The 26,499-nt window shown below is 69.8% G+C and carries 24 protein-coding genes; 11 read left to right on the top strand and 13 right to left on the bottom strand.

The features are described 5' to 3' along the window. Positions 1-59 precede the first annotated feature (59 nt). The 10 genes from istB to E3U26_RS06235 form a co-directional block, all read right to left on the bottom strand. Entirely contained in the window at positions 60-788 is a 729-nt protein-coding gene (gene istB / locus E3U26_RS06280) for an IS21-like element ISPkr1 family helper ATPase IstB (RefSeq protein WP_024843951.1), read from the bottom strand. Next, on the bottom strand, positions 718-2,286 hold the full coding sequence (gene istA / locus E3U26_RS06275; RefSeq protein ID WP_028717560.1) for an IS21 family transposase: 1,569 nt from the start codon (positions 2,284-2,286) through the stop codon (positions 718-720). Before istA ends, istB begins: the two co-directional genes overlap by 71 nt. 74 nt (positions 2,287-2,360) lie before the next feature. Beyond that, positions 2,361-3,143, bottom strand: coding sequence for a plasmid recombination protein (locus E3U26_RS06270; RefSeq protein WP_499105757.1), 783 nt, complete (start codon positions 3,141-3,143; stop codon positions 2,361-2,363). Beyond that, a complete protein-coding gene (locus E3U26_RS06265) occupies positions 3,136-3,993 on the bottom strand; it encodes a hypothetical protein (protein WP_499105756.1) in 858 nt (285 codons plus the stop codon). The genes E3U26_RS06270 and E3U26_RS06265 overlap by 8 nt, the downstream gene beginning before the upstream one ends. A 660-nt stretch (positions 3,994-4,653) precedes the next feature. Next, complete coding sequence (locus E3U26_RS06260; RefSeq protein ID WP_036757070.1) at positions 4,654-5,010, bottom strand: DUF779 domain-containing protein; 357 nt, start codon at positions 5,008-5,010, stop codon at positions 4,654-4,656. A gap of 2 nt (positions 5,011-5,012) precedes the next feature. Further along, a complete protein-coding gene (adhP, locus tag E3U26_RS06255; protein WP_499105755.1) occupies positions 5,013-6,047 on the bottom strand; it encodes a zinc-dependent alcohol dehydrogenase in 1,035 nt (344 codons plus the stop codon). 96 nt (positions 6,048-6,143) lie between these two features. Continuing rightward, positions 6,144-7,670: an aldehyde dehydrogenase gene (adh, locus tag E3U26_RS06250; protein ID WP_072461760.1), complete on the bottom strand. Its 1,527-nt coding sequence runs from the start codon at positions 7,668-7,670 to the stop codon at positions 6,144-6,146. Positions 7,671-7,776: 106 nt separating this feature from the next. Beyond that, complete coding sequence (locus E3U26_RS06245) at positions 7,777-8,775, bottom strand: helix-turn-helix domain-containing protein (protein ID WP_036757076.1); 999 nt, start codon at positions 8,773-8,775, stop codon at positions 7,777-7,779. 125 nt (positions 8,776-8,900) lie between these two features. Next, complete coding sequence (locus E3U26_RS06240; RefSeq protein ID WP_499105754.1) at positions 8,901-14,402, bottom strand: alpha-2-macroglobulin family protein; 5,502 nt, start codon at positions 14,400-14,402, stop codon at positions 8,901-8,903. Between the two features lie 57 nt (positions 14,403-14,459). Further along, on the bottom strand, positions 14,460-15,515 hold the full coding sequence (locus E3U26_RS06235; protein WP_072461762.1) for a quinoprotein relay system zinc metallohydrolase 2: 1,056 nt from the start codon (positions 15,513-15,515) through the stop codon (positions 14,460-14,462). Between the two features lie 138 nt (positions 15,516-15,653). Here E3U26_RS06235 and pqqA point away from each other — a divergent pair, with 138 nt between their 5' ends. The 6 genes from pqqA to E3U26_RS06205 all read left to right on the top strand — a co-directional run bounded on the left by pqqA (position 15,654) and on the right by E3U26_RS06205 (position 19,689). Next, positions 15,654-15,746, top strand: a complete 93-nt coding sequence (gene pqqA / locus E3U26_RS06230; RefSeq protein WP_036757082.1) for a pyrroloquinoline quinone precursor peptide PqqA — start codon at positions 15,654-15,656, stop codon at positions 15,744-15,746. A 65-nt stretch (positions 15,747-15,811) separates the two neighbouring features. Continuing rightward, positions 15,812-16,702, top strand: coding sequence for a pyrroloquinoline quinone biosynthesis protein PqqB (gene pqqB, locus E3U26_RS06225; protein WP_499105752.1), 891 nt, complete (start codon positions 15,812-15,814; stop codon positions 16,700-16,702). Then, positions 16,699-17,493: a pyrroloquinoline-quinone synthase PqqC gene (gene pqqC, locus E3U26_RS06220; RefSeq protein WP_243785573.1), complete on the top strand. Its 795-nt coding sequence runs from the start codon at positions 16,699-16,701 to the stop codon at positions 17,491-17,493. The genes pqqB and pqqC overlap by 4 nt, the downstream gene beginning before the upstream one ends. Next, positions 17,490-17,789: a pyrroloquinoline quinone biosynthesis peptide chaperone PqqD gene (pqqD, locus tag E3U26_RS06215; RefSeq protein ID WP_036757092.1), complete on the top strand. Its 300-nt coding sequence runs from the start codon at positions 17,490-17,492 to the stop codon at positions 17,787-17,789. Before pqqC ends, pqqD begins: the two co-directional genes overlap by 4 nt. After that, positions 17,786-18,922: a pyrroloquinoline quinone biosynthesis protein PqqE gene (gene pqqE, locus E3U26_RS06210; RefSeq protein WP_499105751.1), complete on the top strand. Its 1,137-nt coding sequence runs from the start codon at positions 17,786-17,788 to the stop codon at positions 18,920-18,922. Before pqqD ends, pqqE begins: the two co-directional genes overlap by 4 nt. Beyond that, entirely contained in the window at positions 18,919-19,689 is a 771-nt protein-coding gene (locus E3U26_RS06205) for a quinoprotein dehydrogenase-associated SoxYZ-like carrier (RefSeq protein WP_499105750.1), read from the top strand. The genes pqqE and E3U26_RS06205 overlap by 4 nt, the downstream gene beginning before the upstream one ends. On the opposite strand, the gene E3U26_RS06200 is transcribed toward E3U26_RS06205, so the two are convergent. From E3U26_RS06200 to E3U26_RS06190, 3 genes are read right to left on the bottom strand one after another with little or no spacing between them, the layout of a single operon-like run. After that, on the bottom strand, positions 19,677-20,267 hold the full coding sequence (locus E3U26_RS06200) for an ATP-binding cassette domain-containing protein (protein ID WP_499105749.1): 591 nt from the start codon (positions 20,265-20,267) through the stop codon (positions 19,677-19,679). The two genes, E3U26_RS06205 and E3U26_RS06200, sit on opposite strands and share 13 nt — an antisense overlap. After that, positions 20,257-21,039 (bottom strand): ABC transporter permease, encoded by a 783-nt coding sequence (locus tag E3U26_RS06195; protein WP_114535793.1) that lies wholly within the window; start codon positions 21,037-21,039, stop codon positions 20,257-20,259. Before E3U26_RS06195 ends, E3U26_RS06200 begins: the two co-directional genes overlap by 11 nt. Before the next feature lie 7 nt (positions 21,040-21,046). Beyond that, positions 21,047-22,024 (bottom strand): ABC transporter substrate-binding protein, encoded by a 978-nt coding sequence (locus tag E3U26_RS06190; RefSeq protein ID WP_499105748.1) that lies wholly within the window; start codon positions 22,022-22,024, stop codon positions 21,047-21,049. Positions 22,025-22,214: 190 nt separating this feature from the next. Between E3U26_RS06190 and E3U26_RS06185 the strand changes: the two genes are divergently transcribed. The 5 genes from E3U26_RS06185 (at position 22,215) to E3U26_RS06165 (ending at position 26,469) form a co-directional block, all read left to right on the top strand. Further along, positions 22,215-22,925, top strand: a complete 711-nt coding sequence (locus E3U26_RS06185) for a response regulator transcription factor (protein ID WP_499105747.1) — start codon at positions 22,215-22,217, stop codon at positions 22,923-22,925. Further along, positions 22,922-24,103, top strand: coding sequence for an FIST signal transduction protein (locus tag E3U26_RS06180; RefSeq protein ID WP_499105746.1), 1,182 nt, complete (start codon positions 22,922-22,924; stop codon positions 24,101-24,103). The genes E3U26_RS06185 and E3U26_RS06180 overlap by 4 nt, the downstream gene beginning before the upstream one ends. A 3-nt stretch (positions 24,104-24,106) precedes the next feature. Further along, positions 24,107-25,432 (top strand): ATP-binding response regulator, encoded by a 1,326-nt coding sequence (locus E3U26_RS06175; RefSeq protein WP_449046037.1) that lies wholly within the window; start codon positions 24,107-24,109, stop codon positions 25,430-25,432. Between the two features lie 84 nt (positions 25,433-25,516). Beyond that, positions 25,517-26,134, top strand: coding sequence for a hypothetical protein (locus tag E3U26_RS06170; protein WP_114535797.1), 618 nt, complete (start codon positions 25,517-25,519; stop codon positions 26,132-26,134). Further along, a complete protein-coding gene (locus E3U26_RS06165; RefSeq protein ID WP_036757127.1) occupies positions 26,131-26,469 on the top strand; it encodes a hypothetical protein in 339 nt (112 codons plus the stop codon). Before E3U26_RS06170 ends, E3U26_RS06165 begins: the two co-directional genes overlap by 4 nt. The last annotated feature ends 30 nt before the right edge of the window (positions 26,470-26,499 follow it).

Below are 26,499 nucleotides of genomic sequence, written 5' to 3'. Positions count from 1 at the left end.
TGGCCCGATGCGGTGTAGCCTCCATACAGCGCAACCGGATCGGGCCAGCGGCGTCTCGGTCATTCCCGCGTCTTGAAGCGCCAGCTCTCGTTGCCGGTCTCGACGATGTCACAGTGATGGGTCAGTCGGTCGAGGAGCGCCGTTGTCATCTTCGCGTCTCCGAAGACGGTCGGCCATTCGCCGAAGTCGAGGTTCGTCGTCACGATGATCGAGGTGCGTTCGTAAAGGCGACTGATGAGGTGGAACAGGAGCTGGCCACCCGTCTGGGCGAACGGCAGATATCCCAACTCGTCGAGGATCAGGAAGTCGAGGCGGCACAGGAGATCCGCAGTGCGTCCCTGTCGGTCGGCGCGGGCTTCGGCGTCCAGCTTGTTCACCAGGTCCACGACGTTGAAGAAGCGGCCGCGCTTGCCACGGCGGATGCAGGCCCGGGCGATGCTGACGGCAAGGTGGGATTTGCCGGTCCCGGTGCCGCCGATGAGGACGACGTTACGCTGATGCTCGAGGAACTCTCCGGAGGCCAGATCGCGCACCAGCGTTTCGTTTACGGGCGTGTCTTCGAAGCTGAACTCGTCGACTTCCTTGGCCAAGGGCAGCTTGGCGATGGTCATCTGGTATTTGATCGAGCGAGCTTGTTTCTCGCTGATCTCGGCGTTCAGCAGGTCGCCCACGATTTGCTGCGGTTCGTGCTGTCGCTTCACCGCCGTGGCGATGATCTCATCGTAGGCGGCCTTCATGCCGTAGAGCTTCAACTGGCCCATCGCGTCCAGCACCTGTGATCTTTCCATGGCGGGGTCTCCTGAGGCTGTCGTAGCGTTTGCAGTCGGCCACGGGCTCGCAGGTCAGGCGCAACGCGTCCGGCGTGGCGATGGTCAACGGAGGTGGTGGCTCGCGATGTCGGGCCAGGATGTTCAGAACGACCGATGCCGCCGGGGCGCCTTCGGTCAGGGCCTCGACGCAGGCAGCCTCGACGGCTTCCAGTCCATCCGTTGGGATCATGCTCAGGATCTGGACCATCTGACGGTCACCGTTCGGCACGCGCCCCAGCTTACGCTGGACGCGTCGTATCGCCGGCGGCAGTTCCCATTCCTTGAAGGGAGCGCCGTTTCGAAGGGCGCCGGGCTTGCGGGCCAGCACCGGGATGTAGTGCAGCGGGTCATAGATGGCCTTGTCGCGCCCGAAGGCGCGGTCGTGCCGGCCGACGATCTTGCCGTCCTGCCAGACCTCGACCCGCTCGGCATAGGCGCGGATCTCGACCGGACGGCCGACGGCGCGACCATCGACCGAGTAGCGGTTCTTGTCGAACCTAACGAGGCAGGTCTTGGACACCGAGGCCGGCACGGCATGGAATCCGTCGAAAGGGCCGACGTAGGGCACCAGGCTCGCCCGCTCATCCTGGAACACGTCCCAGATTGTCCGATCACGCAATTCCTGGTGCGGATGGGCCTTGGCCCAGGCAATACAGCGATCCTGAAGCCAGGCGTTGAGTTCCGCGTAGCTCTTGAAGCGCGGCCGCGGCACGAAGAACCGCCGCCGGACAACGCCAACCTGGTTCTCTACTTGTCCCTTCTCCCAGCCGGACGCGGGGGTGCAGGCGACGGGATCGACAAGGTAGTGTCCGCACATCTGCTGGAACCGGCGATTATACGCGCGGTCGCGGCCGACGAAGATCGTGTCCACCGCCGTCTTCATGTTGTCGTAGATCCCACGCGCACAGGCGCCGCCGAAGAAGGCAAAGGCCTTGTCATGGGCATCGAACACCATTTCCTGCGTCTCTCGCGGGTAGGCCCGGACGAACAGCATCCGGCTATGACAAAGCCGGACGTGAGCCACCTTCACCGTGGTGGTCACGCCGTCGATCAGAACGACCTCGTGACTCCAGTCGAACTGGTAGGCTTCACCCGGATCGAAGCTCAGTGGCACATAGGCGGCGGCTGACGCTTCCTGCTCCGCCTGCGACCACGAAGCCGCATAGCGTCGGACCGCGTCGTAGCCGCCGTCATATCCGAGGGCCCTGAGCTCTTCGAAAATCCGGATGCGGGTCAGCCGCTCGCGCTTCGGCTTGCGCGCATTCGCCGCCAGCATCTCGTCGAGCTTGCCTTTCCAGGGACCGATCTTCGGCTGCGGTTGGACGGTTCGCTCGTAAGTCATCTCCGTTGCGCCGGACCGGATCACCTTCCGAACCGTGTTCCGCGATACCCGCAGCTCTCGGCAGATATGCTTGATCGACTTCTTGTCCTGGAAATACGCCCGGCGGATCTTCGCAATCGTCTCCACAACCAGCATCCCACACTGTGCCCCCCGATAGCCTCGGAGGCATCATGACCATCAGCGTAAGGGGGGTCATTTTTGGAAGCCGATTACCCCGTTACGGGGTCAATTTTGCACGCCGGTTCACACTCTGCCTCCTTCTGCGCCTTTAGCCGCTCCTGCTCGGCCTTCCACGCAGCCCGGTCCAGACGGCGGCGGCGCGGCCCCGTCCGGGCCTGCGCATGCTTCGCGCCGACCTCGGCATGATAGCGGTCCTGCCAGCCGCGCATCGCCTGCTTGTAGCTGCGAGACGGCGAGCCGGACCAGCCGTGATCCTTGTGCTGGTCCTGCTCGCGATGCCCCTCATGACAGCGCTTGGCGTCCATGCGCATATTGTCATCTGCACATATGGGCACCGCCAGCACATGCACATGCGGGTGGGCTTCATCGAGATGCTCGACGATGCTCAGCACCTCGGCCCCGTTCTGCGCCGCATCGGCCTTGGCGAAGGCAATCACGTCCTTGCGCCAGCGCAGATACTCAGCCTGGTCCATGTCCTCGACCGGATCGGGAAAGCTGAAAACGCTGCCGATCATCACATGGGTATCGACGCGGATGCCGCGCAGATCGTCCTTGCGATCCGGCTGCTCCTTGCGCCGCTGACGCAGCAGCTTGTTCTGTTCGGCGATGCGCTGCTCGATCAGCGCGACCACCTCCGAGGGCCGGGTGCCTTCGAGGATGGTGGGCGGCTGCGGGCTTGCGACATGCGGGCAGGCCCCGTCCAGCCGCTCGGCCTCATGCGAGATCTCGCTGACGGACCGGCTCTTGCTGTTTCCCTTGCGCGAATAGGTCTGCTTGTGCGCGAAGATGGATTTCCCGGTGCGGTCAGACATAACCTAATCCCTCGCTGAAGCCTGCGGCGCGCACTTCGCTGCGGGAAACCAGCTCGAGGTCCAGCGCCATGCGGACCTGCCCGACGCTCAGGGTCCGGCACAGGGGATGACGGGATTTGATCCAGTCGGCAGTTTTTGCCGCATGCGCCGGGGTCGGTTCAGGAGGTGATTCCGGCTCGTCCTCGATGTAATCGCGCCAGCGGCCCGTCCTGAACCAGTTGTCCGAGAAGCAGACCTTTGAGCGCGTATAGCCTGCGGTCTCCAGCGCATAGCGCTTTAAAGCCGAGAGAAGCTTTTCACGCCCGACCTCCTGCATGGCAGCCTCGACGTGATGCAGGCAGGCCGCTTCGTCGCGACATCGGTCGGTTGGATAGGCTTTCAGTATCTCCACAGATTCCGTCGCCACCTCGCGTGCGCACGCGCGCGAAGGTGGTTTATGGATGGTTTCAGGATGGTTTGGGGTCCGCTGTGGACGGGGTACCGGGTCCACAGCGGACCCCGTTCCGGGTTCACGGAAGACCCCGTCCTCTGTGGACCCCGTCTCGTCGTCGGGTTCGGCAATGCCCTCCAGGGTGCGGACGGCGGCAAGGGAAATGCGATAGACGACGGTAAAGCCGTTCTTGCAGGCACGGCGGCCGGTCTCGATCAGGATGCCTTCGCTCAGGAACTCGTTGATCGTGCGCTTGACGGTGGTCTCGCCAAGCTCGGTGTGCCGCTGGATCGTCCCCTTGGAGCACCAGATGCCCGACCCGTCATCGCTGGCCTTGTCGGCCAGAAACATGATGATCTGCTTTCGGACCGGACTGCCGAAGCGCCGCCCGGCGCAAAGATTCGCAACCTTCCAGCTCATGCTGCACCTCCCCACGGGGTTGCGCGGCGGGAAGCTGTGACATAATCTTTGGACAGAAGACCTTTGACAGTGCCGTCGGATGGAGTGCCAGCTCCTCCGGCGGTTTTCTTTTGTGCAGGCAAGGCCCAGAACTGCGGGACACCTGCGTCATCAATTGTGGCGCCCCTGATCACCCAGATCGTCGCTTCGTGGCTCATACCGGTACCCCATCACTGACAGGGTCGCGACCAGCTGCATCGGCCGAGCCGTTTACGGTCGAAACGTAAGCCGTTGATTCATGACCGTGAACAAAGCAGGGACGTTTACAAAGCTTGCCTTTGCTTTCAGCAAGCGGGGCAGGATTGCAAATCCGTGAAGACCGGTTCGATTCCGGTACCCGCCTCCAAGTCTTTTCAAGCTCTTGCGTTTTTCTTGCTGCTGCAAGCGCCACCTTCCGCCATTGCGGAAAGGTGCCCCCTTCGCAGCCGCGAACGCGCCTTCTTTCAGCCAAGCCCCCAGGGACCGGGACGGAAAAAGGCGGGCCTGGGCCGGAGGAATGGAGCATTCGCAGGCGCCGGACGGGCGGGCGCGTGCCTGCATGCTGCCGACCTCGCCGCAAGCGGCAGGGGGGCAGGGCGGGCGCACGGACGGCTTGGGGGAGGCCGTGCGCCCGCGCCGCGGTCAGAGCCGGCAGATCTCGGACCGCACCAGGAAGCGCCGCTCGCGCCCGTTGTCCAGGCTGAACATGCCGCCGCGGCCGGGCACCACGTCGATGACCAGGCGGGTGTGCTTCCAGGCTTCGTATTGGCTGGCCGAGATATAGAACGGCATGCCGCCGATCTCGCCCAGCTTCACGTCATGCTGGCCGATGCGGAAATCGCCCTGCGGATAGCACATGGGCGAAGACCCGTCGCAGCAGCCCCCGGACTGGTGGAACAGCACCGGCCCGTGATCGGCGACGATCTCGGCCAGAAGCGCCAGCGCGGCCGGGGTGGCATCGACCTGGTCCAGCCCCTCGGGATTGGCGACGGGTTCCATGTTCAGCCCGCCATGTCCAGCACCATGCGGCCCTCGATCTGGCCCTTGTGCATCTGGCCGAAGATATCGTTGATATCCTCGAGCTTGGCGCGATGCACGGTCGCCTTGACCTTGCCCTCGCCGGCGAAATCCAGCGATTCCTGCAAGTCCAGCCGGGTGCCGACGATCGAGCCGCGCACGGTGATGCCGTTCAGCACCATGCCGAAGATGTCCAGCGGAAAGTCGCCCGGCGGCAGGCCGTTCAGCGCCACGGTGCCGCCGCGGGCGACCATGCCGATGGCCTGCTCGAACGCCTTGCGGCCCACGGCGGTGACCAGCACGCCCTGCGCGCCGCCGTCGGTCTGGCGCTTGATCGCGGCGGCCGGGTCGGGGTCGGTCGCGGCATTGACCGTCACCGTCGCGCCCAGCTTGCGCGCCAGCGCGAGCTTTTCGTCGTCGATGTCCACGGCGGCCACGTTCATCCCCATGGCCTTGGCATATTGCACCGCCATGTGGCCCAGCCCGCCGATGCCCGAGATCACCACCCAGTCTCCGGGCTTGGTATCGGCGACCTTCAGCCCCTTGTAGACCGTGACGCCCGCGCAAAGCACCGGGGCGATCTCGACGAAATCGACGTTCTTCGGCAGGTGGCCGACATAGTTCGGATCGGCCACGACATATTCGGCAAAACCGCCGTTCACCGAATAGCCGGTGTTGAGCTGACTTTCGCACAGCGTTTCCCAGCCGCCCAGGCAATGGCGGCAATGGCCGCAGGCGGTGTAGAGCCAGGGCACGCCGACGCGGTCGCCCTCCTTGACGTGCTTGACCCCGGCGCCCACGGCCGAGACGAAGCCCACGCCCTCGTGCCCCGGAATGAAGGGCGGGTTCGGCTTGACCGGCCAGTCGCCCTCGGCGGCGTGCAGGTCGGTGTGGCAGACGCCGGATGCCTGGATCTTCACCTGGATCATGCCGGGTCCGGGTTCGGGGACCGGCACCTCGTCGATGGTCAGCGGCTTGCCGAATGCGCGCACGACGGCGGCTTTCATGGTCTTGGCCATGAGAGGGAACTCCTTGCAGTTGCTCTTGGGGGAGGAAAGGGGAGGGGAAGGAAAGGGGTGTGCCGGGCGCGGGGTGACTCGCGCCCGGCCATTCCCTCAGAAGAAGCCCAGCTTCTTGGGGGAATAGCTGACCAGCATGTTCTTGGTCTGCTGATAGTGGTCCAGCATCATCTTGTGCGTCTCGCGCCCGATGCCCGACTGCTTGTAGCCGCCGAAGGCCGCATGGGCCGGATAGGCGTGGTAGCAGTTGGTCCAGACCCGGCCGGCCTTGATGCCGCGGCCCATCCGGTAGCAGGTGTTGGCGTCGCGCGACCACACCCCGGCGCCCAGGCCGTAAAGCGTGTCGTTGGCGATCTCCAGCGCCTCGGCCTCGTCCTTGAAGGTCGTGACCGAGACCACGGGGCCGAAGATTTCCTCCTGGAAGATGCGCATCTTGTTGTGGCCGCGGAAGATCGTCGGCTCGATGTAATAGCCGCCCGACAACTCGCCGCCCAGGTCGGCCGCCTTGCCGCCGGTCAGCACCTCGGCGCCTTCCTTCCTGCCGATGTCGAGATAGCTGAGGATCTTTTCCTTCTGCTCGCTCGACGCCTGGGCGCCGATCATGGTGTCGCTTTCGCGCGGGTCGCCCTGCTTGATCGCCTGCACGCGCTGGACGGCGCGTTCCATGAAGCGGTCATAGATCGATTCCTGGATCAGCACGCGCGACGGGCAGGTGCAGACCTCGCCCTGGTTCAGCGCGAACATGGCAAAGCCTTCCAGCGCCTTGTCGAAGAAATCGTCATCCTCGCGCGCGACGTCGGCAAAGAAGATGTTCGGCGACTTGCCGCCCAGCTCCAGCGTCACCGGGATCAGGTTCTCGCTGGCATATTGCATGATGAGGCGGCCGGTCGTCGTCTCGCCGGTGAAGGCGATCTTCGAGATGCGGTTGCTGGAGGCCAGGGGCTTGCCGGCCTCGAGCCCGAAGCCGTTGACGATGTTCAGCACGCCCGGCGGCAGCAGGTCGCCGATCAGGTTGGCCCAGACCATGATGCCGGCCGGGGTCTGCTCGGCCGGTTTCAGCACCACGCAATTGCCGGCGGCAATCGCGGGCGCCAGCTTCCAGCAGGCCATCAGCAGCGGGAAGTTCCAGGGGATGATCTGGCCCACCACGCCCAGCGGCTCGTGGAAGTGATAGGCGACGGTGTCGTTGTCGATCTGGCTGATCGAGCCTTCCTGCGCGCGCAGCACGCCGGCGAAATAGCGGAAATGGTCGATGGCCAGCGGCAGGTCGGCGGCCATGGTCTCGCGGATCGGCTTGCCGTTGTCCCAGGTCTCGGCGGTGGCCAGCAGCTCCAGGTTCCGCTCCATCCGGTCGGCGATCTTCAGCATGATGTTGGCGCGCTCGGCCGGGCTGGTCGCGCCCCATTTGTCCTTGGCGGCATGGGCGGCGTCCAGCGCCAGTTCGATGTCGCCGGCCTCCGAGCGCGCGATCTGGCCGATCTCGGCGCCGGTGATCGGGGTGGTGTTGGTGAAATACTTGCCCGAGACGGGCGCCACCCATTCGCCGCCGATGAAATTGTCATAGCGTTCCTCGAAGGGCAGCGCGTTCACGCCCCGGAAAGGATGCGTCTGATCGTTCGGCATGATGTTCCTCCTGTCAGCCCGGCTCCTCCAGCCGGTTGCACAAGAGCCTGTGCCCTGAGGCCCCCTGGGGTCAACGCGGGGTTTCGCGCCGCGGGGCCGATGTGTTTCAGGGGCGAGACAGTTTGCCGGGATTTTCGTCGATGCCCAGCCGCGCCATGCGGCGGTATAGCGTGGCGCGTCCCACCCCCAGCGCGCGGGCGGCGGCCGAGACATTGCCCTCGGCTCTGGCCAGGGCGCGAATCACGGCGGCGCGTTCGGCGCGCTCGAAGCCGGTCGCCTCGTCCTGCCGGCCCAGCAGGTCCGAGGCCGGGCGCGGGCGCAACTGCCCCTCTTTCTCAAGGCCGAAGGCGCGGCGGGCGGCGCGGTTGGCGCCGATGGCCAGGTCGTCCTTGTCCACGGCGAGCAAGAGCGTGCCGTCCTCGGTCCCCACGGCCTCGGGGGTGACGATGCGCGCGCCGGGGAACGAGACGCGAAAGAAGGCGGCTTCGATCGCCCGCGCGCTGTGCGCGACCTGCGCCGCGATCAGCGCGTTCAGCCGCTCGGTATGGTCGGCGCGGGCAGAGCTGATGTCCAGCGCCGCGATCAGCCGCCCGTCCGGGCCCCAGATCGGCGCGTCCATGCAGGACAGCCCGGTGTTGCGGGCATAGAAATGCTCGTCGCGGTGGATCGTGACCTGCCGCCCCTCGGCCAGGCAGGTGCCGATGCCGTTGGTGCCCTGCACCTCCTCGGACCAGTCCATGCCGCGCCACAGCCCCCAGCCGCGGAAGGTGGCGGCGTCGCCCTGGCTCACGCGGTGTTCCAGCACGATGCCCTGCGCGTCGGTCAGCAGCAGGTTGCAGCCGGTCGGGCAGACCAGCTGGAACAGCTGGTCCAGCTGCGGCCGGGCGACGGCGATGAAGCGGTCCATGCGCTCGACCCGCTCGGACAGTTCGCGCTCGGTCAGGCGGCGGGGGTCGGGGGGGCGAGTCGGGTCCAGCCCGTGCTTGAGCATCGAGCGGCGCCAGCTTGCCGCCAGCCGGGTGACGGCGCCGGGCGATTGCGACGCCTGGACCACGCGATCTTCGTGGCGGGTTGCGCTGGGCGTTGCCGGGCGGGTCTCGGGCAAGGCGTCCTCCCTTCCTTACGCGATGGCGGGATATTGCCCGCCCCGGCGCTGCGGGGCAAGCAATGCTTTCGTGAAGCGCCCGCGACGAAACACCCCGGCCGCTTCGGGGCCGGGGTGCCGACGGTTCAGGGCGTGACCGTGACCGTGCCGCCGTTCGACCAGGCGCGGAACTCGGGGCGATACATGTCCTCGACGCTGGCGGCCGGGTGGCGGAACTCGCCCTGCGTCACCGCGCGGACGATATAGGCCAGCCGGAAGCTTTCGGCCGAGGTCCAGGTCAGCGCCGCGGCAAAGCGGTCGGCGCGGAACTCGGTCATTTCGGCCGCGGTCTCGCCCTCCAGCCAGTCCAGCGCCGAGACATCGCCGGCGCGCAGCAGGTTGGGGTTGTCGATCTCCCACCCGGCGGGCAGGGGGTCGGCGACGACCAGCCGGCCGCCGCCCTCGGATTGCGGCGCGATCTCCAGCACCACGACCATGCGCGTGCCCTGCGGCAGCTGCGCGGGGTCCAGCGCCTCGCCCTGCAGGCTGTAATAGCGCCGCGCGATGGCATAGCCCTTGCCTCCGGCCGCGACCGGACCCGAGGGCTTGCCGGTCGCGGTCAGCGTCACCTCCAGCGCGCCCTCGCCGGTATTGGCGATGCTGGCATCGGCGGGCAGGCTGGCGACCGGCTGGGTCAGCGCCACCCCGTTCAGCGTCGCGGGCGGGGCCGCGCCGAACAGCGACTGCGCCGCCAGCACCGTCCAGACCGATTCCTGCGTGGACAGGCTGCGGCCGTCCTGCTGGGCCTGCGCGATACGCTCGGCGATCTGGCTGGTCAGGTCGGTGGCATCAACGGCCTGCGTCCTCGCCTCGGCCGCCAACGCCAGCACGGCGGTCGCGTCGCGCAGCCGGGTGCCGTAATCGGCGCGGAAGGCATGGGGCTCGGGCGCGCCCAGGTTCAGCAGGTTGCGTGCCTGCGCAAACATCCGGTCCGCCCGCCCCTGGTCGCCGTATGAGGCCAGCGCCGCCCCCAGGCTGGCCGCGCCCATGGGCGTCGAGAACGACCCGGCGGCGGTATCGGCGTAATAGCGCAAATCGCCCACCGTGGCTGCCCGTTCCCGCGCCAGCACCGCCAGCGCATAGGCCAGCGCCGCGTTTTCCTCGGCCGAGGCGGCGCCGGGTTCGGTGGCGTAATTGGCGCGGTTGCGCAGGTTGTCGATGGCCATGCGGAAGCCGGTCTCGGGCACCTGATGCCCCGCCGCCCGCGCCCGCGACAGGAAGTCGGTGACATAGGCTTCCAGCCACAGGTCGCCCGAATCGGCCGACCACAGCCCGAAACCGCCGTTCGAGCCCTGCCGGGTCAGGATCTGGGTGATCGCCTTGTCCACCTGCTCGGCCGCATCGCCGCCCTCGACCCCCTCGGCGGCGGCAAGGCCGGGCAGGTAGATCAGCGGCATCGCGCCCGAGGCCAACTGCTCGGTGCAGCCATAGGGATAGCGCGCCAGCCGCATCAGCGCGCCGGCCACGTCCAGCCGGGCATAGGGGCCAAGCGCCGCCGTCACCTCGGCGCCCGGCAACAGGCCCTGCGTCAGGCTGGCGGGCACGGTCAGTCTTTGTCCCGGCTCGACGACCAGCCGGTCCTGACGCTGGATGTCGGCCTCGTTCAGGGCGACGGGGACGGCGATGTCCTTGGTCAGTTCCTCGCCATCGGGCGTGGTCAGCACCAGCCGCAGGTTGGCGGTGCCAAGCGCCTCGGTCGCGGTCACGGGGATGTCCACCTGCGCCTCGGCCTTTTCGCCCAGCTGCACCTGGGGCTCCACCCAATAGGTCAGCCCGCCCTCGCCGCCGACCTGCGACAGCGCCAGCCGCATCTCTCCGGCCGGCCCCGAGGTATGGGTCAGCCGCAGGCCCAGCCGGGCGCTGTCGTTCGGGGCAAGGAAGGCGGGGGCGGTCACGGTCATCACCACCGGATCGCGCACCAGCACCGAGGCATCGGCCTGGCCCACGCCCTTTTCCGACCAGGCCACGGCCATCACCTGCAACTCGCCGTTGAAATCGCCCACCGGCACTTCGATGGTGGCGGTGCCGTCCGCGCCCAGCGTCACCGGGCCGGAAAACCAGCTCATCAGCTTTTCGGTCGGCGGCGGCGCCTCGGCATTGCCGGCAAGGCTGGCGTCGCCCCCCTCGCGCAGCGCGCCGTCCGGCGCCCCGGTCGGCAGGATCAGCCGGCCGTAAAGGTCGCGCAGCGCCACGCCCAGCCGGCGCTGGCCGAAGTAATGCTGCGACGGGTCCGGCGGCTGGAAGCGGGTGAGGTTCAGGATCCCCTGGTCGACGGCGGCGACGGTGGCGTGGACCGTTTCGCCCGCCGCGCCCTCGACCTTCAGCGTGACCGGGACGGTGCCGCGCGGGCGGGTTTCGGCCGGGGCTGTGATGCTGGCCGTCAGCTTGCGGTCGCCGGGATCGACGGCGGCATGGGCCAGGCCCAGGGCGCGCACCGGCTGGCGGTCGCCCGGCCGCGCCTCGCCCAGGGGGCGGATGGCGCTGACGGTGACATAGACCCCGGCGCCCCAATCGTCGGTCACGGGCAGGTCGATCTGGTTCTCGCCCGCCTTCAGCGCCATGGTCTGCATCGAGACCAGCCGGTTCGACAGCACCGAGACCAGGCCCAGCCCGTCGCTCGCCGCCTCGACCCGGACCCGTGCCGTCTCGCCGCTGCGATAGGCGGGCTTGTCCAGCACCACCTGCAGCCGGTCCGGCGTCTCGGTTCCCGCATTGGCGACCGCGCCCCAGCCGGCATAGAACTGCGCCGAGCTTTGCCCGCCCTGGCCCGATGCCGGCTCGGCCACCAATTCGTATTGGCCCCATTCGACCGGGGCGGCGATCTCGGCCGGGGCCTCGCCCGGCTCGGCCACGCCTTCGGCGATGCGGGTGCGGCTGGTGATCGCCTCCCAGTTCCATTGCCCGCCCAGCGAATACCATTGGTAATCGGTGTCGATGCGGTTCAGCACCCAGCGCAGCGGCTCGGCCGCCGGCTTCAGGTCCGGGCCGACCGCGACCAGCGCGAAACGCGCCTCGCTGTTTTCGGATACCGTGTCGCCCTCGAACAGCGGGCGGATGCCCGCGACCGGGGCCTCGGGCATGACCACGCGCGACTCGCTGCGCTCGACCGGGCGGCCGGCGCCTTCGCGGATGTCCAGCACCACCTCGGCCTCGACCGGACGGGGGCCGAGCTGGGCGGCCTCCGGCAGGTCGATCTGCGCCTGGTAATGGCCTTGGGCATCGGTTGTGCCGGCGGGCAGGCTGTCCGTGACCGGCGCGCTGTCGTCGTCGTGGCGGCCAAAGACATAGCCGTCGAAGCCGCTCAGGCTGCGGGTCGGCGACAGGCGCAACTGCCCCTCGACCGGCAGGTTCGCGGCCGGGGCGCCGAACAGCCAATGCGCGTCAAGCGACAGCTCCAGCGTCGCGCCGGCGCGGGACGGGCCTTCGGGCAGGCGCGGGGTGAAGTCGATGCGCTCGGGCAGGAAATCCTCGACCAGCATCCGCGCGGTGGCCAGGGCCGGGCCGTCGGCCTCGGCGCGCAGCTCCAGGCGCCAGGTGCCGCGCGGGGCGTTGCCGGGGATCTGCCAGGCGACCACGCTGCCGCCGGCGCCCGCGTCCCTTGCGGGCATGCGGGTGGCCTCGACCCCGTCGGGGCGCAGGATCACCGCGGTCAGCGGCAGGTTTTCCAGCGCGCGGGCATCGGCATCGCGGGCCAGCACGGTGGCGTTCACCGTCTCGCCCACGCGATAGGCGCCGCGGTCGGTGGTCACGAACAGGTCGATGGGCGGCGCGGGGGGCTGGCCCTCGACGCCGCGGTCCGACAGGTCGAACTCGGGGTCCGACAGCGACAGGAAGGCCATGTCGCGCGGTGCGCGCTCGGCGCCCTCGCCCTGCCATTCCGTCACCGTGACCAGCGCCGGCGCCGCGCCGTCGCGGCCCATGGCAAGCCCCGGCGCGAAATGCGCCAGGCCCTGGTCGTCGGTCACGGCCCTGGCCAGCACCTCGTTCGAGCGGCTGACTAGCGCCACCTCGGCCCCCGCCTTGGCGGCGGTATCGGCCAGGCTGCGCACCGCGACGGTCAGCCCGTCCGCGCCCGAGAAGGTCGAGATCCCGAAATCCGAGATCACGAACCATTGCGTCGCCAGCCCGGTATCCGAGATGTCCTGGTTCTGGATCCCGGCCTCGACGATATAGATGCCGGGTTCCAGCGGGCCGGCCTCGGCCGGGATGGAAAGGCTGGTGGTCAGTTCCTGGTTCAGCACCTCCTGCCCCATGGGCCGGGCCACCTGCGCCGTGCCCTTCCAGACCTCGCGCGCCATGCGGTCGCCGAAATAATCGGCCTGCCAGCTGTCCAGGGGCTTGGCGAACATGTCCTCGGCCATGACGCGGATCAGGTTGCGGTCGGAAATCCGCAGGAGCCGCAGGTCGATCACCTCGGCATTGACCGTGACCATCGCCAGCCGCTGGTCGCCCGAGGCGGGCAGCACATAGGCGCGGCCGGGAAAGCGGACCGAGGGCGCGCGGTCGCGGACATAGCCTTTCAGCGTCACGTCGCGGGCCAGCGTCTCGCCATCGGCCGAGGGCAGGCCGGCGCGCAGGGTCAGCTCGACCTCTTGCCCATGGGTCAGCCCGGCCACGCACAGCCGGTCGCCATCGGCCTCGACGGTCAGGTCGCGGCCGGGCAGGCGCAGGAATTGCGCGTAATCGGTGCCCTCGGCCAGGCTGCGCGACATCACCGCGCAGAACCGCGGCATCCGGCCTTCGGATTCGACTTGGGTGTCGGTGACGCGCAGCCCGTTGCGGGCCTGCGATTCCTCCAGCGCCTGGGCGATGGCATTGTCGCCCGGCGAAAGCTGCGCCGCCAGCCGCAGCGCCGGCAGCGCGTCGCGGCCGCGGTCCAGCCGCTCCCACGCCATGGCCAGCCAGGACAGCGCGCGGGCGGCCACCGCATCCTCGCCCGCCCGCAGATAGCCGTTGATCGCCATCGAGGCGATGGATGCCGACGCCTCGCGGTCGTCCTGGTCGCTGACATAAAGCGTCAGCCGCGCCAGGTTGGTCCAGTCCTCGGCCCGGTCGTCGCGCGCCGCCAGCGAGGCCATGATCCGCGCCGCCCCGGCCAGGTCGCCGGCCCGTTCGGCCTCGGCGGCCTGGGCGCCAGCATCGCCCGGACCCAGCGCCGGATGCATGGCGGGAAACAGCCGCGCCTGGGTCCGGGCCGCCTCGCGGTCCTGCGCGCTGACGAAGGGCGCGGCGGCGGCGCGCGATTCGGCGCGCAGCCGCGTTTCGGCCGAAGCCGTCGCGACATGGCCCGAGATCGCGCCCGCGAACGCCGAGGGCGCGCCCGCATCGCCGCCCTTGGGAAAGCAGGCGCGGGAGCGCTGGTTATAGGTCAGCGCGCGGCAGTCGTCGTTGCCAAGGCACGCCTGCACGCAGGCTTGCAGCGTGGTGTCGAAGATCGGGCCCAGGTCGCCGCCGGGCAGGTCGGTATCGGCCTGCAGGGACAGCCGCCGCTCGGGCAGGGGCGCGTCGTCCTGCGCCAGCGCGCCGCCCGCGATAAGAAGCCCGCCCAGGGCTGCCGCGATGAAACCGTGCCAGACGGGACGTGCCATGGCCTTCCTCCTTCTGCGCTCGGCATAGTTGTGGCATCCGGGCGCGGGCGAGGCAATCTATTCCCATTCCAGCTCGGCATAGGCCGCGGCGGCATTGCGCGCCGTGGTGTCGCGGAAATCGGCCCAGCCCTCGGATACCGGCATCATCGCCGCGACGATGGCCGGGATCGCCCGCGACAGCGGCAGGCCGGCGCCGATCGCCTCGCGCGTGGCGTCGCGCAGCGCGGTCAGGTATTGCCGCGTCGGCGTCACCGCCTCGTCCCAGCTTTCCGCGACCGGGCCGTGGCCGGGCACGATCAGCGCCGGCTCGGGGTCGGGCTTGCGCCCGGTCCAGTCGAGCCAGCCGGCCAGCGAACCGTCGAGCGAGGGCGTCAGGCCCAGAAACACCAGATCGCCGGTGAAGAGCGTGGCGGTTTCCTCGTCCAGCACGGTCATGTCGCTGCCGGTATGGGCCGGCGGCACCGGCGTCAGCCGCAGCTGCCGGTCGCCCAAGGACAGCACCTGCGGCGCCGCGACGGTCTGGTCCACGCCGGCGATGCGCGTGCCGGCAAAGGCATCCTCGCCGATCTGGCGCGGGGTCGACAGCATCCAGCTTTCCGCGCGCCGCGCCACCGCCTCGGGCAGGCGGGCATCGGCGACGATGGTGGCGCCGGCCTCGGAAAACACCTCGGCGCCCAGGATGTGGTCGGGATGCATATGGGTCAGGATCAGGTGGCTGACCGGCTTGTCGGTGATCCGGCGGATGGCGGCGTAAAGCGCCTCGGCCTCGGCGCGGCTGCCGCCGGCGTCGATCACCGCCACGGTATCGCCGACGACAAAGGACAGGTTGGCGATCCGCCCGCGGTTCTGCCGTGAGATCTGCGCCATCGCGCCCTGATGCACATGCACGCCCGCCGCCACTTCCTGCACGCTCAGGGCGGGCAGTTCGGCAGTCTCGACGCAGCGCGGCCCGTCGCCGGTCAGTTCGGGATGCCGGGCCAGCCAGTCGCGGGCGATGGGGGCGGCGCGCTCTTCGCATTCCTGGCGCGTGGCGGCGTCGCCGGCGGGCAGCAGGCGCGGCTGGCAGGTGGCGGGCTGGGCCGCCAGGCAGGCGGCAAGGACCAGATGGAACATCCGCTTTCCTTTCGCGGCGCAAGGCTAACACAAGCCCGCGACCGGGACCATCTACGACCTTTGGCGTGTTGACTGGTGGCCCGGTCGGCTTAGCATCGAAACAGCCGCATTCCCGCGGTGTCTTGAGGAGGAGGTTATATGGCCTGGACCAAACCCGCGCCGAGGGAAATCGCCTGCGGCATGGAAATCAACATGTATGCCCCGGCCGAGGACGAGCCGGTCCTGTTCTAACCCGCCGGCGATATCCCCGGCCCGGCCCCCGGCCGACGGGGGCCGGGCCTGCCGGAGCCTTTCCCATGCGTATCGTGATTCTCGGCAGCGGCGCCGGTGGCGGCGTGCCGCAGTGGAACTGTGGCTGCCGCAATTGCGAGGCCGCGCGCGCAGGACGCATTCCCGCCATGAGCCAAAGCGGGATTGCCGTTTCCGCGAATGGCCGGGACTGGGCGCTGGTCAACGCCTCGCCCGACCTGCGCCAGCAGCTGGCCGCGACGCCGGCGCTGCGGCCTGGGGGGCTGCGCGGCTCACCGATCCGCTCGGTGCTGGTGACGAATGGCGACATCGACCATGTCGCCGGTCTGTTGACCCTGCGCGAAGGGCAGGGGTTCGACCTGTTCGCCACGCCCGCGATCCATGGCGTGCTGGCCGCCAACCCGATGCTGGCCGCCTTGGACCCGCGGCTGGTCGCCCGGCGCCCGGTGGCGCTGGAGCAGGGCTTCGACCTGGCGCCCGGCCTGGTCGCGCGGCTTTTCGCCGTGCCGGGCAAGGTGCCGCTTTATCTGGAGGGCGAGCGGGTCGAGACCGAGCTGATGGGCGAGCAGACCGTGGGGGTCGAACTGGCCGCCGGCGGGCGGCGGGTGTTCTATATTCCCGGCTGCGCCTCGGTCCCCGGCTGGCTGCGCGACCGGATCGCCGGCGCGGATGCGCTGCTCTTCGACGGCACGCTGTGGACGGATGACGAGATGCTGCGCGCGGGCCTTGGGGCCAAGACTGGGCGGCGCATGGGCCATGTGCCGGTCTCGGGCCCCGGCGGCAGCCTGGAGGCGCTGCGCGACCTGGCGCTGGGTGCCCGCATCTACGTGCATCTGAACAATTCGAACCCGATGGTCGATCCGACCAGCCCCGAGCGTGCGCAGGCGCAGGCGGCGGGCTGGCAGGTCGGCCATGACGGAATGGAGATCGCGCCATGAAACTTGCCGACCACCGCGCCCAGACCCGCGCCGAGTTCCACGAGCGCCTGCGTCGCATCGGCGCCGAGCGCTATCACGACCGCCACCCGTTCCACAAACGCCTGCACGGCGGGGAATGCACGCCCGACGAGGTGCGGGCCTGGGTCGTCAATCGCTGGCAATACCAGTCGCGCATCCCGATGAAGGACGCAGCCTTCCTGTCCCGCGTCGAAGACCCGCAGCTGCGCCGCATCTGGCGCAGTCGCATCGAGGATCACGACGGCGGCGTCGATCAGGGCGGCGGCATCCGGCGCTGGCTGGCGCTGGCCCGCGCCGTCGGCCTCGACCCCGATTACGTCGCCAGCGGCGTGGGCGTGATGCCGGCGACCCGCTTTGCCGTCGATGCCTATGTCCGCTTCGTGCGCGACATGCCGCTGCTGGATGCCGTGGCCGCCAGCCTGACCGAGATGTTCGCGCCCAGGATCCATGCCGAGCGGATCGAGGGCCTGCTGAAGCATTACGATTTCGCCGACGACGCCAGCCTCGCCTATTTCCGCAACCGGCTGGCCGAGGCGCCGAAGGACGTGGAGTTCGGCCTGAACTACGTGCTGGACCGTGCCGATACGCTGGAACGGCAGGACGCGGCGGCGGCGGCGCTGGTCTTCAAGACCGACGTGCTTTGGGCGCAGCTCGACGCGCTGTGGCACGGCTATGTGCAGGGCAACATCCCCCCCGGCGCCTGGCGTCCGGGCGAGGGGCTGCTGGACGCGGCCATCCCCGAGCCGGCCCCCGAGGCCGCGGGGGCCTCATGAGCGCGGATCGCATCAGCGGCGCCGCGGTGCCCTATCTGCCGCGCGGGGTGCGGCTTCACGACGACCGCGTGCGCGGCATCCGCGTGCTGCTGGCGCCCGAGCGGGTGATCCAGCTCGACCCGGTGGGCCATGCGATCCTGTCGGAACTGGACGGCAGGCGCAGCCTGGCCGAGGTGATCGAGACGCTCTGCACCCGCTACGACGCGCCGGCCGAGCAGATCGAGGGCGACGTGCAGGAGTTCCTGCGCGGCCTGATCGACCGGCGCATGGTGTTCCTGGAGGGGGAGGCGGCATGAGAGACGATCCCGCCCCCCGCGACATCGACGGCAACCCGGTCCGCGTCGGCCTGCCCATGGCCATGTTGGCGGAACTGACGCATCGCTGCCCGCTGGCCTGCCCCTATTGCTCGAACCCGGTCGAGCTGACCCGCGCCAGCGCCGAGCTGAAGGCGGCCGAATGGGCGGATGTGTTCCGCCAGGCCGCCGATCTGGGCGTGTTGCAGGTGCATCTGTCGGGCGGCGAGCCCGCCTCGCGCCGCGACCTGGCCGAGATCGCCGCCGCGGCCCGCGACGCCGGGCTTTACGTCAACCTCATCACCTCGGGCATCGGGCTGACCGAGTCGCGGCTGCGCGAGCTGGACGGCGCGGTCGATCACGTCCAGCTGTCCCTGCAAGGCATCGACGCCGAGATGGCCGACTGGATCAGCGGCTATGGCGGCAGTTTCGCGCGCAAGATGCAGGTGGCGGAATGGGTCCGCGCCATCGGCTTTCCGCTGACGCTGAACGCGGTGGTGCATCGCCAGAACCTGGACCGCCTGCCCGAGATGATCGACCTGGCCGAGCGGCTCGGCTGCCGCCGCATCGAGGTGGCGACCGTGCAGTTCCACGGCTGGGCCGAGCTGAACCGCCTGCCGCTGATGCCGACCCAGGCCCAGGCGATCCGCGCGCGCGAGGTGGTGGACGCCGCCCGCCTGCGCCTGCAAGGCCGCATGGTCATCGACTATGTGCCCGCCGACCATCTGGCGGCCTTTCCGAAAAGCTGCATGGGCGGCTGGGGCTCGACCGGGCTGAACGTGGCGCCGGACGGCACCGTGCTGCCCTGCCACGCCGCCCAGACCATCAAGGGCCTGGCGTTCGAGAACGTGCGCGCGGTGCCGCTGGCCCGGATCTGGCACGACGGCGCGGCCTTCAACGCCTTTCGCGGCACCGGCTGGATGCCCGAGCCCTGCGCCTCTTGCGAGCGGCGCGAGATCGACTTCGGCGGCTGCCGCTGCCAGGCGATGGCGCTGGCGGGCGACGTGCGGGCGACCGATCCGGTCTGTTCGCGCTCCAGCCTGCACGCCCGGTTGCGCGCGGCGGCCGAGGCCGAGGCGGCGAGCGATTCGACCGTGCTGGTCTATCGCCGCATGACAAGGGAGAAACGGGGATGAGGCTGGCTTGCCTGCTTGCCGCGATGATGCTGGCGCCGGGGGCGCTGGCGGCCGAGGTCGCCAATCCCATGCAGCCCTCGGCCCTGTGGGAGGACATGCGGCTTGCCGTGATCGGCACGGACAAGGAGCCGCCGGTCGATCCGGCGGTCTTCGACCTCGACGCGCCGCCGCGGGCCGACAACCCGGCGCTGGTGCCGGTGCGCATCACCCAGCCGCCCGGCGCGCCCGCGATCCGGGCGCTGGCGCTGGTGGTGGACGGCAATCCCGCGCCGGTCGCGGCCGAGTTCACATTCGGCGAGGCGCTGATGCCGCTGGATTTCGAGGTGCGGGTGCGGGTGGACAATTATTCCGACCTGCGCGCCATCGCCACGCTGGCGGATGGGCGCAAGGTCATGGCCGGCCGCTTCGTGAAAGCCTCGGGCGGCTGCGCGGCCCCGGCCGGCAAAAGCATGGACGAGGTGCGCGCCACCATGGGCGAGATGCGCTTTCGCGCGGCCGAGGAGGGTGGGCGAAAGGTCGGCACGCTGATGATCCGGCACCCGAATTTCTCGGGCCTGCAACGCGACCAGGTGACGCTGCTGACCATCCCGGCCGAGTTCATCCAGACGCTGGAGGTCAGGCAGGGCGAGGCGCCGCTGTTCACCATGGAGGCCGGGATCTCGATTTCCGAAGACCCGGTGTTCCGCTTTGCCCATGCGCCGGGCGAGGGGCCGGTGACGGTCCATGCCGAGGATACCGAGGGCCGGGTCTGGGATCAGTCCTTCTGAAGCCGCGCCGGATCGCCGCCCAGATGCAGGGGGCGGGCGCCTAGCGCCGCCGCCTCGGCCGGGTCATGCGTGACCAGCACCAGCCCGGCGCCGCTGCGGGTCAGCAGCGCATCGGTCAGCGCCAGCATCCGCGCCGCCGTGTCCCCGTCCAGCGAGGCGAAGGGCTCGTCCATCAGCAGGATGTCCGGCCCGGCGGCAAAGGCGCGGGCCAGCGCCAGCCGGCGCTGCTGGCCCAGCGAAAGCTGGCGCGGGAACTTCGCCTCGTGCCCCGCCAGCCCGACCTGCGCCAGCCAGTCCCGCGCCGTGGCTGCATCGCAGCCGGTCGGGATGGCGATGTTGCCGACCGCATCGCGCCAGGGCAGCAACACCGGCTCCTGGAACACCACGGCAAGGCGCTCGGCGCCCTCCAGCCGGCCGCGATAATCCGCGTCGAGCCCGGCCAGGATGCGCAGCAGCGTCGATTTGCCGATGCCCGAGGGGCCCAGGATCGCCAGCCGCTCGCCGCGCGCGACCGACAGCGCCAGCCGGCCCAGCACCTGCCTCGGGCCGAAGGACTTGGCCTCCAGCTCAAGCCGCATCCTGCCTCCAGCGGTTGGCGCGGCTCTCCCACGGCCGCAGCAGGATGAGGTCGATGGCCAGCATGACGGCGACGAAGGCCAGCGCCCAGGCCAGCACGCCGGTCACGTCGAAGCTGGAAAACAGCAGATGGATCTTGAAGCCGACGCCGTTCGAGCGACCCAGGAACTCGACCACCAGCACGATCTTCCAGATCAGCGAGATCCCGGCCCGCGCCGAGGCGGCGACATGCGGCGCCAGCTGCGGCAGCACGACATGGCGCAGCCGCGCCCAGGGCCGCATGCGAAAGGCGCGGGCCATGTCGTCCAGGTCGGGGCGCAGCGCCCGCGTGCCCTCGCGGATCATCACCGTGACCACCGGGATCTTGTTCAGCGCGACGGCCAGGACGGCGGCGGTCTCGTTCAGCCCGATCCAGATATAGCACAGCACGATCACCACCAGCGCCGGCACGTTCAGCAGGATGATGAGGCCGGGGTTCAGCCATTGGTCGGCGCCGCGGCTGCGGCCCATCCACAGCCCCAGCGCCATGCCCGCCGCCATGGCCAGCGCGAAGCTCGCGACCACGCGGAACATCGTCATCCCGGCGTTGAACCACAGCTCTCCGGTCGCGGCCAGGCGCATGATGCGCGCGGCGACGTCCCAGGGCGCGGGCAGGGTCTGCGGCCGGTCGGTCAGCTGCGAGGCCAGGGTCCAGACCAGCAGCATGGCCAGGATCGACAGCACTCCCGGCACCAGGCCCGGACGCAACGCGGGGGGTTTCGGCGCTCCGGTCAAGGCAGGGCTACTCCGGCCACCAGAACAGGCCCTCGGGCAGGGCGGAAAGGCCGCCGGTCAATTCGTCGCCGCCCAGTTCCGCCATGGTGGCGAACATCCTTTGCGCGTTCGCGGCATCGACCGGGCCGGGGGCGGGGATGCCGGCGCGCCAGCCGGCCTTCAGCGTCTGGAACTCGGCCTCGTCACCGGCCTGCATGATCGGGCGCAGCTCGTCCCAGGCGGCATCGTCCTGGGCCAGCAGATCCTTGGCCGCGCGGGATGCGCGCGCCAACCCCGCCGCCAGCGCCGGGTTGGCCGCGATCCAGTCGTCGCGCAGCACATAGCCCAGAAGCGGCGTCGAGGGGTCGAGGCCCAGGTCGCCCGCCGCCGTCTCAACCGAGATGATCTCGCGCATGCCGCGCGCCTGCATCCGGGCCTGGAAATGCCAGAAGTTGATCGCGGCATCGACCTCGCCGGTCTCGGCGGCGTTCAGGATCATCGGCGGCGCGCCGAAGACCTGCTGCGTCACGTCGGCCAGATCCTCGCCCAGCTTCTCGCGCGACCAGGCGCGCAGGATCAGCCAGCTCTTGTCCACCGGCCCGCCGGCGATGCCGATCTTTTTGCCCCTGAGGTCGGCCAGCACCCGCACCGGGCTTTGCGCCGGCACCATCACGCCGCCCACGGCGGTCGAATAGGGCAGGAAGCGAAAGCCCGTGCCGCGCGCCCGCTGCTGCGCCACCCACAGCCAGTCCGAGACGATGGTATCGACCTCGGCCCCCTGCATGGCGACCTGGGTGGCGGGGTTGCCGGCCAGGATCATCGGCTGCAGCCGAAAGCCGTTGGCGGTGTCCAGGCCGCGCCTGCGGATCGTCTCGATCTCCCAGGTGACGGTGCCGTTTTCCAGCGTGCCGATGCGGATGGCGGGGGTCTGGGCCAAGGCGGGCCGCGCCAGCCCGGCCAGGGCGGCGGCCCCCGCCAGCAGGGCGATTCTGCGGCTGAACGGCATGGTGATTTTCCCCCTTTGCCCCGGTCAAATTGCCATGTGCCTTGGTTTCGGCCAATACAACCGAAGTCGTAGCCCGAAACCCGCCCCGGCGTCCAACGGGCTTGCGCCGGCGGGCGGCGGTCTTAAGATGGATGGATAAAGGCCGGAGCGCCAAGGCCCCGGCCCCTGTCGTTTCTTGGGGAGGAGAACGATGGCCTCAGCCGAAATGCAGTCGCAGGACCGCGCCGCATCGCCAAGGCTTTCCGCCGACCGCGTCCGCGAGATCCTGATCGTGGACGACCATCCGCTGATGTGCGACGCCCTGGCCCTGACGCTGAAGATCAGCTTCGGGCTCAGGAACGTGCGCACCGCCCGCAGCCTTGCCGCCGCGCTGGAACAGATCCGCAACCAGGGCTCGCCGGATGCGGTGATCCTGGACCTGAACCTGCCCGATGCCAGAGGCGCCGAGGGGCTGGTGACGCTGCGCCGCCAGATCCCGGACGTGCCGATCACCATGATCTCGGCCGATCTGGAAAACGCCATGATCTCGGCCGCGATGGCGGCGGGGGCGCAGGGCTATATCAGCAAGTCGCTGGGCCGCGAGGCGCTGGTGGACAGCCTGCGCCGCATGTGGGAGGGCGAGCGGGTGACGCCCGACAGCTACCAGCCCGACCATGCCGGCGCCGAGGACGCGGCCCGCGCCGAACTGGCCCGCCGCTTCGCCACGCTCACGCCGCAGCAGATGAAGATCCTGCGGCTGATCTGCCAGGGCAAGGCGAACAAGGAAATCAGCTACGAGCTGTCCATCGCCGAGGCGACGGTCAAGACCCACATCACCGCGATCATGTCCAAGATCAACGCCCGCCGCCGCACCCAGGCGGTGCTGCTGGCCAATAGCGTCAGGCTGTTCGAACCGGCATGAGCGCGGCCTCGCCCGAACCCTGGCCCGGTGCGCGGTCCGAGGCGCGGCCGGCCGTGCCGCCGCCCGCGCCCGTCGCCGTCTCGGTGCCGGCTGCCGGCGACGACACCGCCCGGCGCATCGCCGCGGCCATGGCGCCGCTGGACCCTGCGCTGGTGCTTTTGTTCGGCATGCCGGCCGAGGGGCTGCCCGCCCTGGGCGGCGCGCTGCGCGAGGCGCTGGGGCAGGGCTGCCGGGTCGTCGGCTGTTCCTCGGTCGGCGAGATCGGCCCCGGCGGCTATTGTGCGCAGACGGTGACGGCGCTGGGGTTTCCCTCGGCCAGCTTCCGGGTCGGGGTCTGCGTGCTGCGCGACCAGGCGCTGGTGCCGGTGTCGGAATGGATGGCGACGCTGCGCCGCTTTCACGGCGATTTCCGCTCCGACCTGCGCCGCTCCAGCTTCGGCGTGCTGCTGGCCGATGCGCTGGCCCGGCAGGAGGACGTGCTGACCGCGACGCTGGACGCGGCGATCCCCGGCCTGCCGATCGTCGGCGGCTCAAGCGCCGAGGGCATGGGCTTCGGCCCGACCTGCCAGATGGTCGATGGTGTGGCCCATCCCGGCGCGGCGCTGTTCCTGCTGGTCGAGACTGACCTGGCGGCGGCCGAGGTTTCCTTCCAGCATTTCAGCCCGACCGACCGGCGCGCGGTCGTCACCGCCGCCGACCGCCACAACCGCATCATCCTGGAGCTGAACGACGAGCCGGCGGCGCAGGAATATGCCCGGCTGGCCGGCATCCCGGTCGAGGCGCTGACCCCGACCGAATTCGCCCGCCATCCCTTGCTGCTGCGCACCGGTAAGCGCCATCACGTCCGCGCCATCCGCGCCATCTCCCCCGAGGGCGGCCTGCAGCTTTTGTCCGGGATCGAGGCGGGCAGCATCCTGACGCTGGGCCGGGCCATGGACATGACCCGCGGCTTTGCCGAGGCGCTGGACGCGCTGCCGCGCCCGCCGCTGATGGTGCTGGGCTTCGACTGCGTGCTGCGGCGGCTGGCGCTGGAACGCGCCGGCATGGACGGGCAGATGTCGGAGCTTCTGGCGCGCTATCGCGTCGCCGGCTTCAACACCTATGGCGAGCAGCACAGCGGCATGCATGTGAACCAGACCTTCGTCGGCATGGCCCTGATGCCGCCCGCGCCGGGCTGAGCCATGTTCCTGCGCGACGACGATCCCCCCGCCCGGCGGGTCGAGAAGCTGACGCGCATCGCCGATGTGCTGGTCGAGCGCATCGACCGGCTGGAGGAAAGCCGCGGCTCGGCCTGGTCCATGTTCCAGGCCGCCGTGGCGCTGGAGCAGGAGGTGCAGGCCCGCACGCGCGAACTGGAGCAGGCGCTGGCCGACCTGTCCGAACGCAACCGCGAGCTGGCCGTCGCCCGCGCCTCGGCCGAAGAGGCGAACCGCTCGAAGACCCGGTTCCTGCGCGCGGCGAGCCACGACTTGTTGCAGCCGCTGTCCGCCGCCAAGCTGTTCCTGTCGGCGCTGAAGGACACGCCGCTGGACGAGTTCCAGCGCGAGCTGACCGGCCGGCTTTCCGGCGCCTTCGAATCGGTCGAGGAGCTGATGCACGCGGTGCTGGACATCTCCCGCCTGGACAGCCAGCGCATCGAGTTCCAGCGCAAGCCCGTCGACCTGGGCGAGCTGTTCCGCCGCCTGGCCGTCGAATATGCGCCCATGGCCGAGGCCAAGGAACTGCGGCTCAGCTTTGCGCCGACCTCGGCGGTGGTGGAAAGCGATCCGACCTTTCTGCGGCGGATCGCGCAGAACCTCGTCTCCAACGCGATCAAGTATACCGACCGCGGCGGCGTGCTGGTCGGCGTGCGCAAGCGCGGCGAGCGGGCGTGGCTCGAGATCTACGACACCGGCATCGGCATCGCCGCCGCCGACCGCGCCCGCGTCTTCGACGAGTTCCAGCGCATCGGCCGCGAGGGCGGCGCGCCCGGCATGGGGCTGGGCCTGTCCATCGTGCGCCGCGCCTGCGCCAAGCTGGGCCATCCCATCGCCATGGACAGCGAGCCGGGGCGCGGCACCGTCTTTCGCGTCAGCCTGCCGCTGGTCGCGCCGGGGGGCGAGGCCGCGCGGCCCGAGGGCGCCGGCCAGGGCCCGCATCTGCGCGGCCGGGTGGCGCTGGTGGTCGAGAATGACGACGCCATGCGCCGCGCCCTGCAACTGGTGCTGCAGGACCGGCTGGGGATGGTGGCCCGCGTCTCGGGCGGCATCGCCGAGGCCCTGGCGCAGATGGGCGACGAGCCGCCGGACGTGGTGATCGCCGACTACAACCTCGACAATGGCGACACCGGCCTGCAGGCCATCGCGGCCTTGCGCAGGGCGGCCGGGCAGGCGGTGCCGGCCATCGTCGTCTCGGCCCGGCGGGGGCCGGAGCTGGGCGGCGCCTGCCAGAAGATGGGCGTGCCCCTGCTGGAAAAGCCGGTGCGCCCCGAGGACCTGCAGGCCATGCTGCAGCGGATGCTGGCCTAAGACCAAAGCAGCAGGCAGCCGGCGGCGGGCTTTCGCCGCGGCCCGGACGGGGGCAGGGTCGCTGACAGGGAAGGAAGGACCGGGATGAACGTCTTGCGAGGACTGGCGCTGATCGCGCTGCTGGCCACGCCGCTTCGGGCGGGCGAGGCGGGCGACCTGGTCTTTGCCGAGCGTGGGCCCTGGGATCTGTCGCAGGGACCGCTGGTCTGGACGCTGCGCCAGACCGGCCCCGAGGTTGGGGGTTTTGCACCGCTGGGCGAGGGCACCGTCACGCTGGCAGCCGTCGCCCCGGACGCCGCGGACGGCCCGCCGGCGCTGGAGCTGACCGAGCAGACGCCGCGCATCACGCGCAGGATCGGCCCCTTCCCGGCCTCGGGCGGCGATCCGGCGCTGACCTTCTTTCTGGAAACCATCGCGCGGGACATGGCGGCGCTGACCGGGGGCAGCCCGTTCTATATCCGCAACCGGCTGAAGGATGCGCTGTTTCGCGACGGCGCGGTCCGGCGCGAGGGCGAGGCGACCGTCGCCGTCTTCACGCCCTTCGCGCAGGACGAGAATCGCGGGCGCATGGCCGGCTTCGACACGCTGGAGCTGCGCTTCACCCTGGACGATCCGAAACGGCCGATCCGGCGCATGCTGGCCGAGACCGGCCCGCTGGCCGGCGGGCGGCCGGCCTATCACAGCGAAATGGTGTTGAAATGATCCGGGCAACCCTGACGGCAGCCCTGACGCTTTCGGCCGGAATGGCCTGGGCGCAGGCGATCAACGACTATCCGACCAATGCGCGGGCCGATTACGTCTTCGTCTGCATGGCGGCGAACGGCCAGACCCGCGAGATGCTGGAGCGGTGCAGCTGCGCCATCGACCAGATCGCCGAGATCCTGCCCTATGACGACTACGTCAAGGCCGAGACGGTGCTGGCCATGCGCCAGACGCCGGGCGAGCGCGCCGGCATCTTTCGCCAGGGCATCGCCGTCAACGACATCGTCGCCAATTTCCGCCGCGCCGAGGCCGAGGCCGAGATCCTCTGCTTCTGAACTGGACAATCCGCGCGCCCCGCGCTTCCT

Source organism: Paracoccus ferrooxidans (genome assembly GCF_029909815.1).
Taxonomy (GTDB): domain Bacteria; phylum Pseudomonadota; class Alphaproteobacteria; order Rhodobacterales; family Rhodobacteraceae; genus Paracoccus; species Paracoccus versutus.
This window is presented reverse-complemented; position numbering and strand designations above follow the sequence as displayed.

Excerpts from the sequence above, each read along its gene's own strand:
- istB (WP_024843951.1), bottom strand. The coding sequence starts at position 788 with ATGGAAAGATCACAGGTGCTGGACGCGATGGGCCAGTTGAAGCTCTAC.
- istA (WP_028717560.1), bottom strand. The coding sequence starts at position 2,286 with ATGCTGGTTGTGGAGACGATTGCGAAGATCCGCCGGGCGTATTTCCAG.
- E3U26_RS06270 (WP_499105757.1), bottom strand. The coding sequence starts at position 3,143 with ATGTCTGACCGCACCGGGAAATCCATCTTCGCGCACAAGCAGACCTAT.
- E3U26_RS06265 (WP_499105756.1), bottom strand. The coding sequence starts at position 3,993 with ATGAGCTGGAAGGTTGCGAATCTTTGCGCCGGGCGGCGCTTCGGCAGT.
- E3U26_RS06260 (WP_036757070.1), bottom strand. The coding sequence starts at position 5,010 with ATGGAACCCGTCGCCAATCCCGAGGGGCTGGACCAGGTCGATGCCACC.
- adhP (WP_499105755.1), bottom strand. The coding sequence starts at position 6,047 with ATGGCCAAGACCATGAAAGCCGCCGTCGTGCGCGCATTCGGCAAGCCG.
- adh (WP_072461760.1), bottom strand. The coding sequence starts at position 7,670 with ATGCCGAACGATCAGACGCATCCTTTCCGGGGCGTGAACGCGCTGCCC.
- E3U26_RS06240 (WP_499105754.1), bottom strand. The coding sequence starts at position 14,402 with ATGGCACGTCCCGTCTGGCACGGTTTCATCGCGGCAGCCCTGGGCGGG.
- E3U26_RS06235 (WP_072461762.1), bottom strand. The coding sequence starts at position 15,515 with ATGTTCCATCTGGTCCTTGCCGCCTGCCTGGCGGCCCAGCCCGCCACC.
- pqqA (WP_036757082.1), top strand. The coding sequence starts at position 15,654 with ATGGCCTGGACCAAACCCGCGCCGAGGGAAATCGCCTGCGGCATGGAA.
- pqqB (WP_499105752.1), top strand. The coding sequence starts at position 15,812 with ATGCGTATCGTGATTCTCGGCAGCGGCGCCGGTGGCGGCGTGCCGCAG.
- pqqC (WP_243785573.1), top strand. The coding sequence starts at position 16,699 with ATGAAACTTGCCGACCACCGCGCCCAGACCCGCGCCGAGTTCCACGAG.
- pqqD (WP_036757092.1), top strand. The coding sequence starts at position 17,490 with ATGAGCGCGGATCGCATCAGCGGCGCCGCGGTGCCCTATCTGCCGCGC.
- pqqE (WP_499105751.1), top strand. The coding sequence starts at position 17,786 with ATGAGAGACGATCCCGCCCCCCGCGACATCGACGGCAACCCGGTCCGC.
- E3U26_RS06205 (WP_499105750.1), top strand. The coding sequence starts at position 18,919 with ATGAGGCTGGCTTGCCTGCTTGCCGCGATGATGCTGGCGCCGGGGGCG.
- E3U26_RS06200 (WP_499105749.1), bottom strand. The coding sequence starts at position 20,267 with ATGCGGCTTGAGCTGGAGGCCAAGTCCTTCGGCCCGAGGCAGGTGCTG.
- E3U26_RS06190 (WP_499105748.1), bottom strand. The coding sequence starts at position 22,024 with ATGCCGTTCAGCCGCAGAATCGCCCTGCTGGCGGGGGCCGCCGCCCTG.
- E3U26_RS06185 (WP_499105747.1), top strand. The coding sequence starts at position 22,215 with ATGGCCTCAGCCGAAATGCAGTCGCAGGACCGCGCCGCATCGCCAAGG.
- E3U26_RS06180 (WP_499105746.1), top strand. The coding sequence starts at position 22,922 with ATGAGCGCGGCCTCGCCCGAACCCTGGCCCGGTGCGCGGTCCGAGGCG.
- E3U26_RS06175 (WP_449046037.1), top strand. The coding sequence starts at position 24,107 with ATGTTCCTGCGCGACGACGATCCCCCCGCCCGGCGGGTCGAGAAGCTG.
- E3U26_RS06170 (WP_114535797.1), top strand. The coding sequence starts at position 25,517 with ATGAACGTCTTGCGAGGACTGGCGCTGATCGCGCTGCTGGCCACGCCG.
- E3U26_RS06165 (WP_036757127.1), top strand. The coding sequence starts at position 26,131 with ATGATCCGGGCAACCCTGACGGCAGCCCTGACGCTTTCGGCCGGAATG.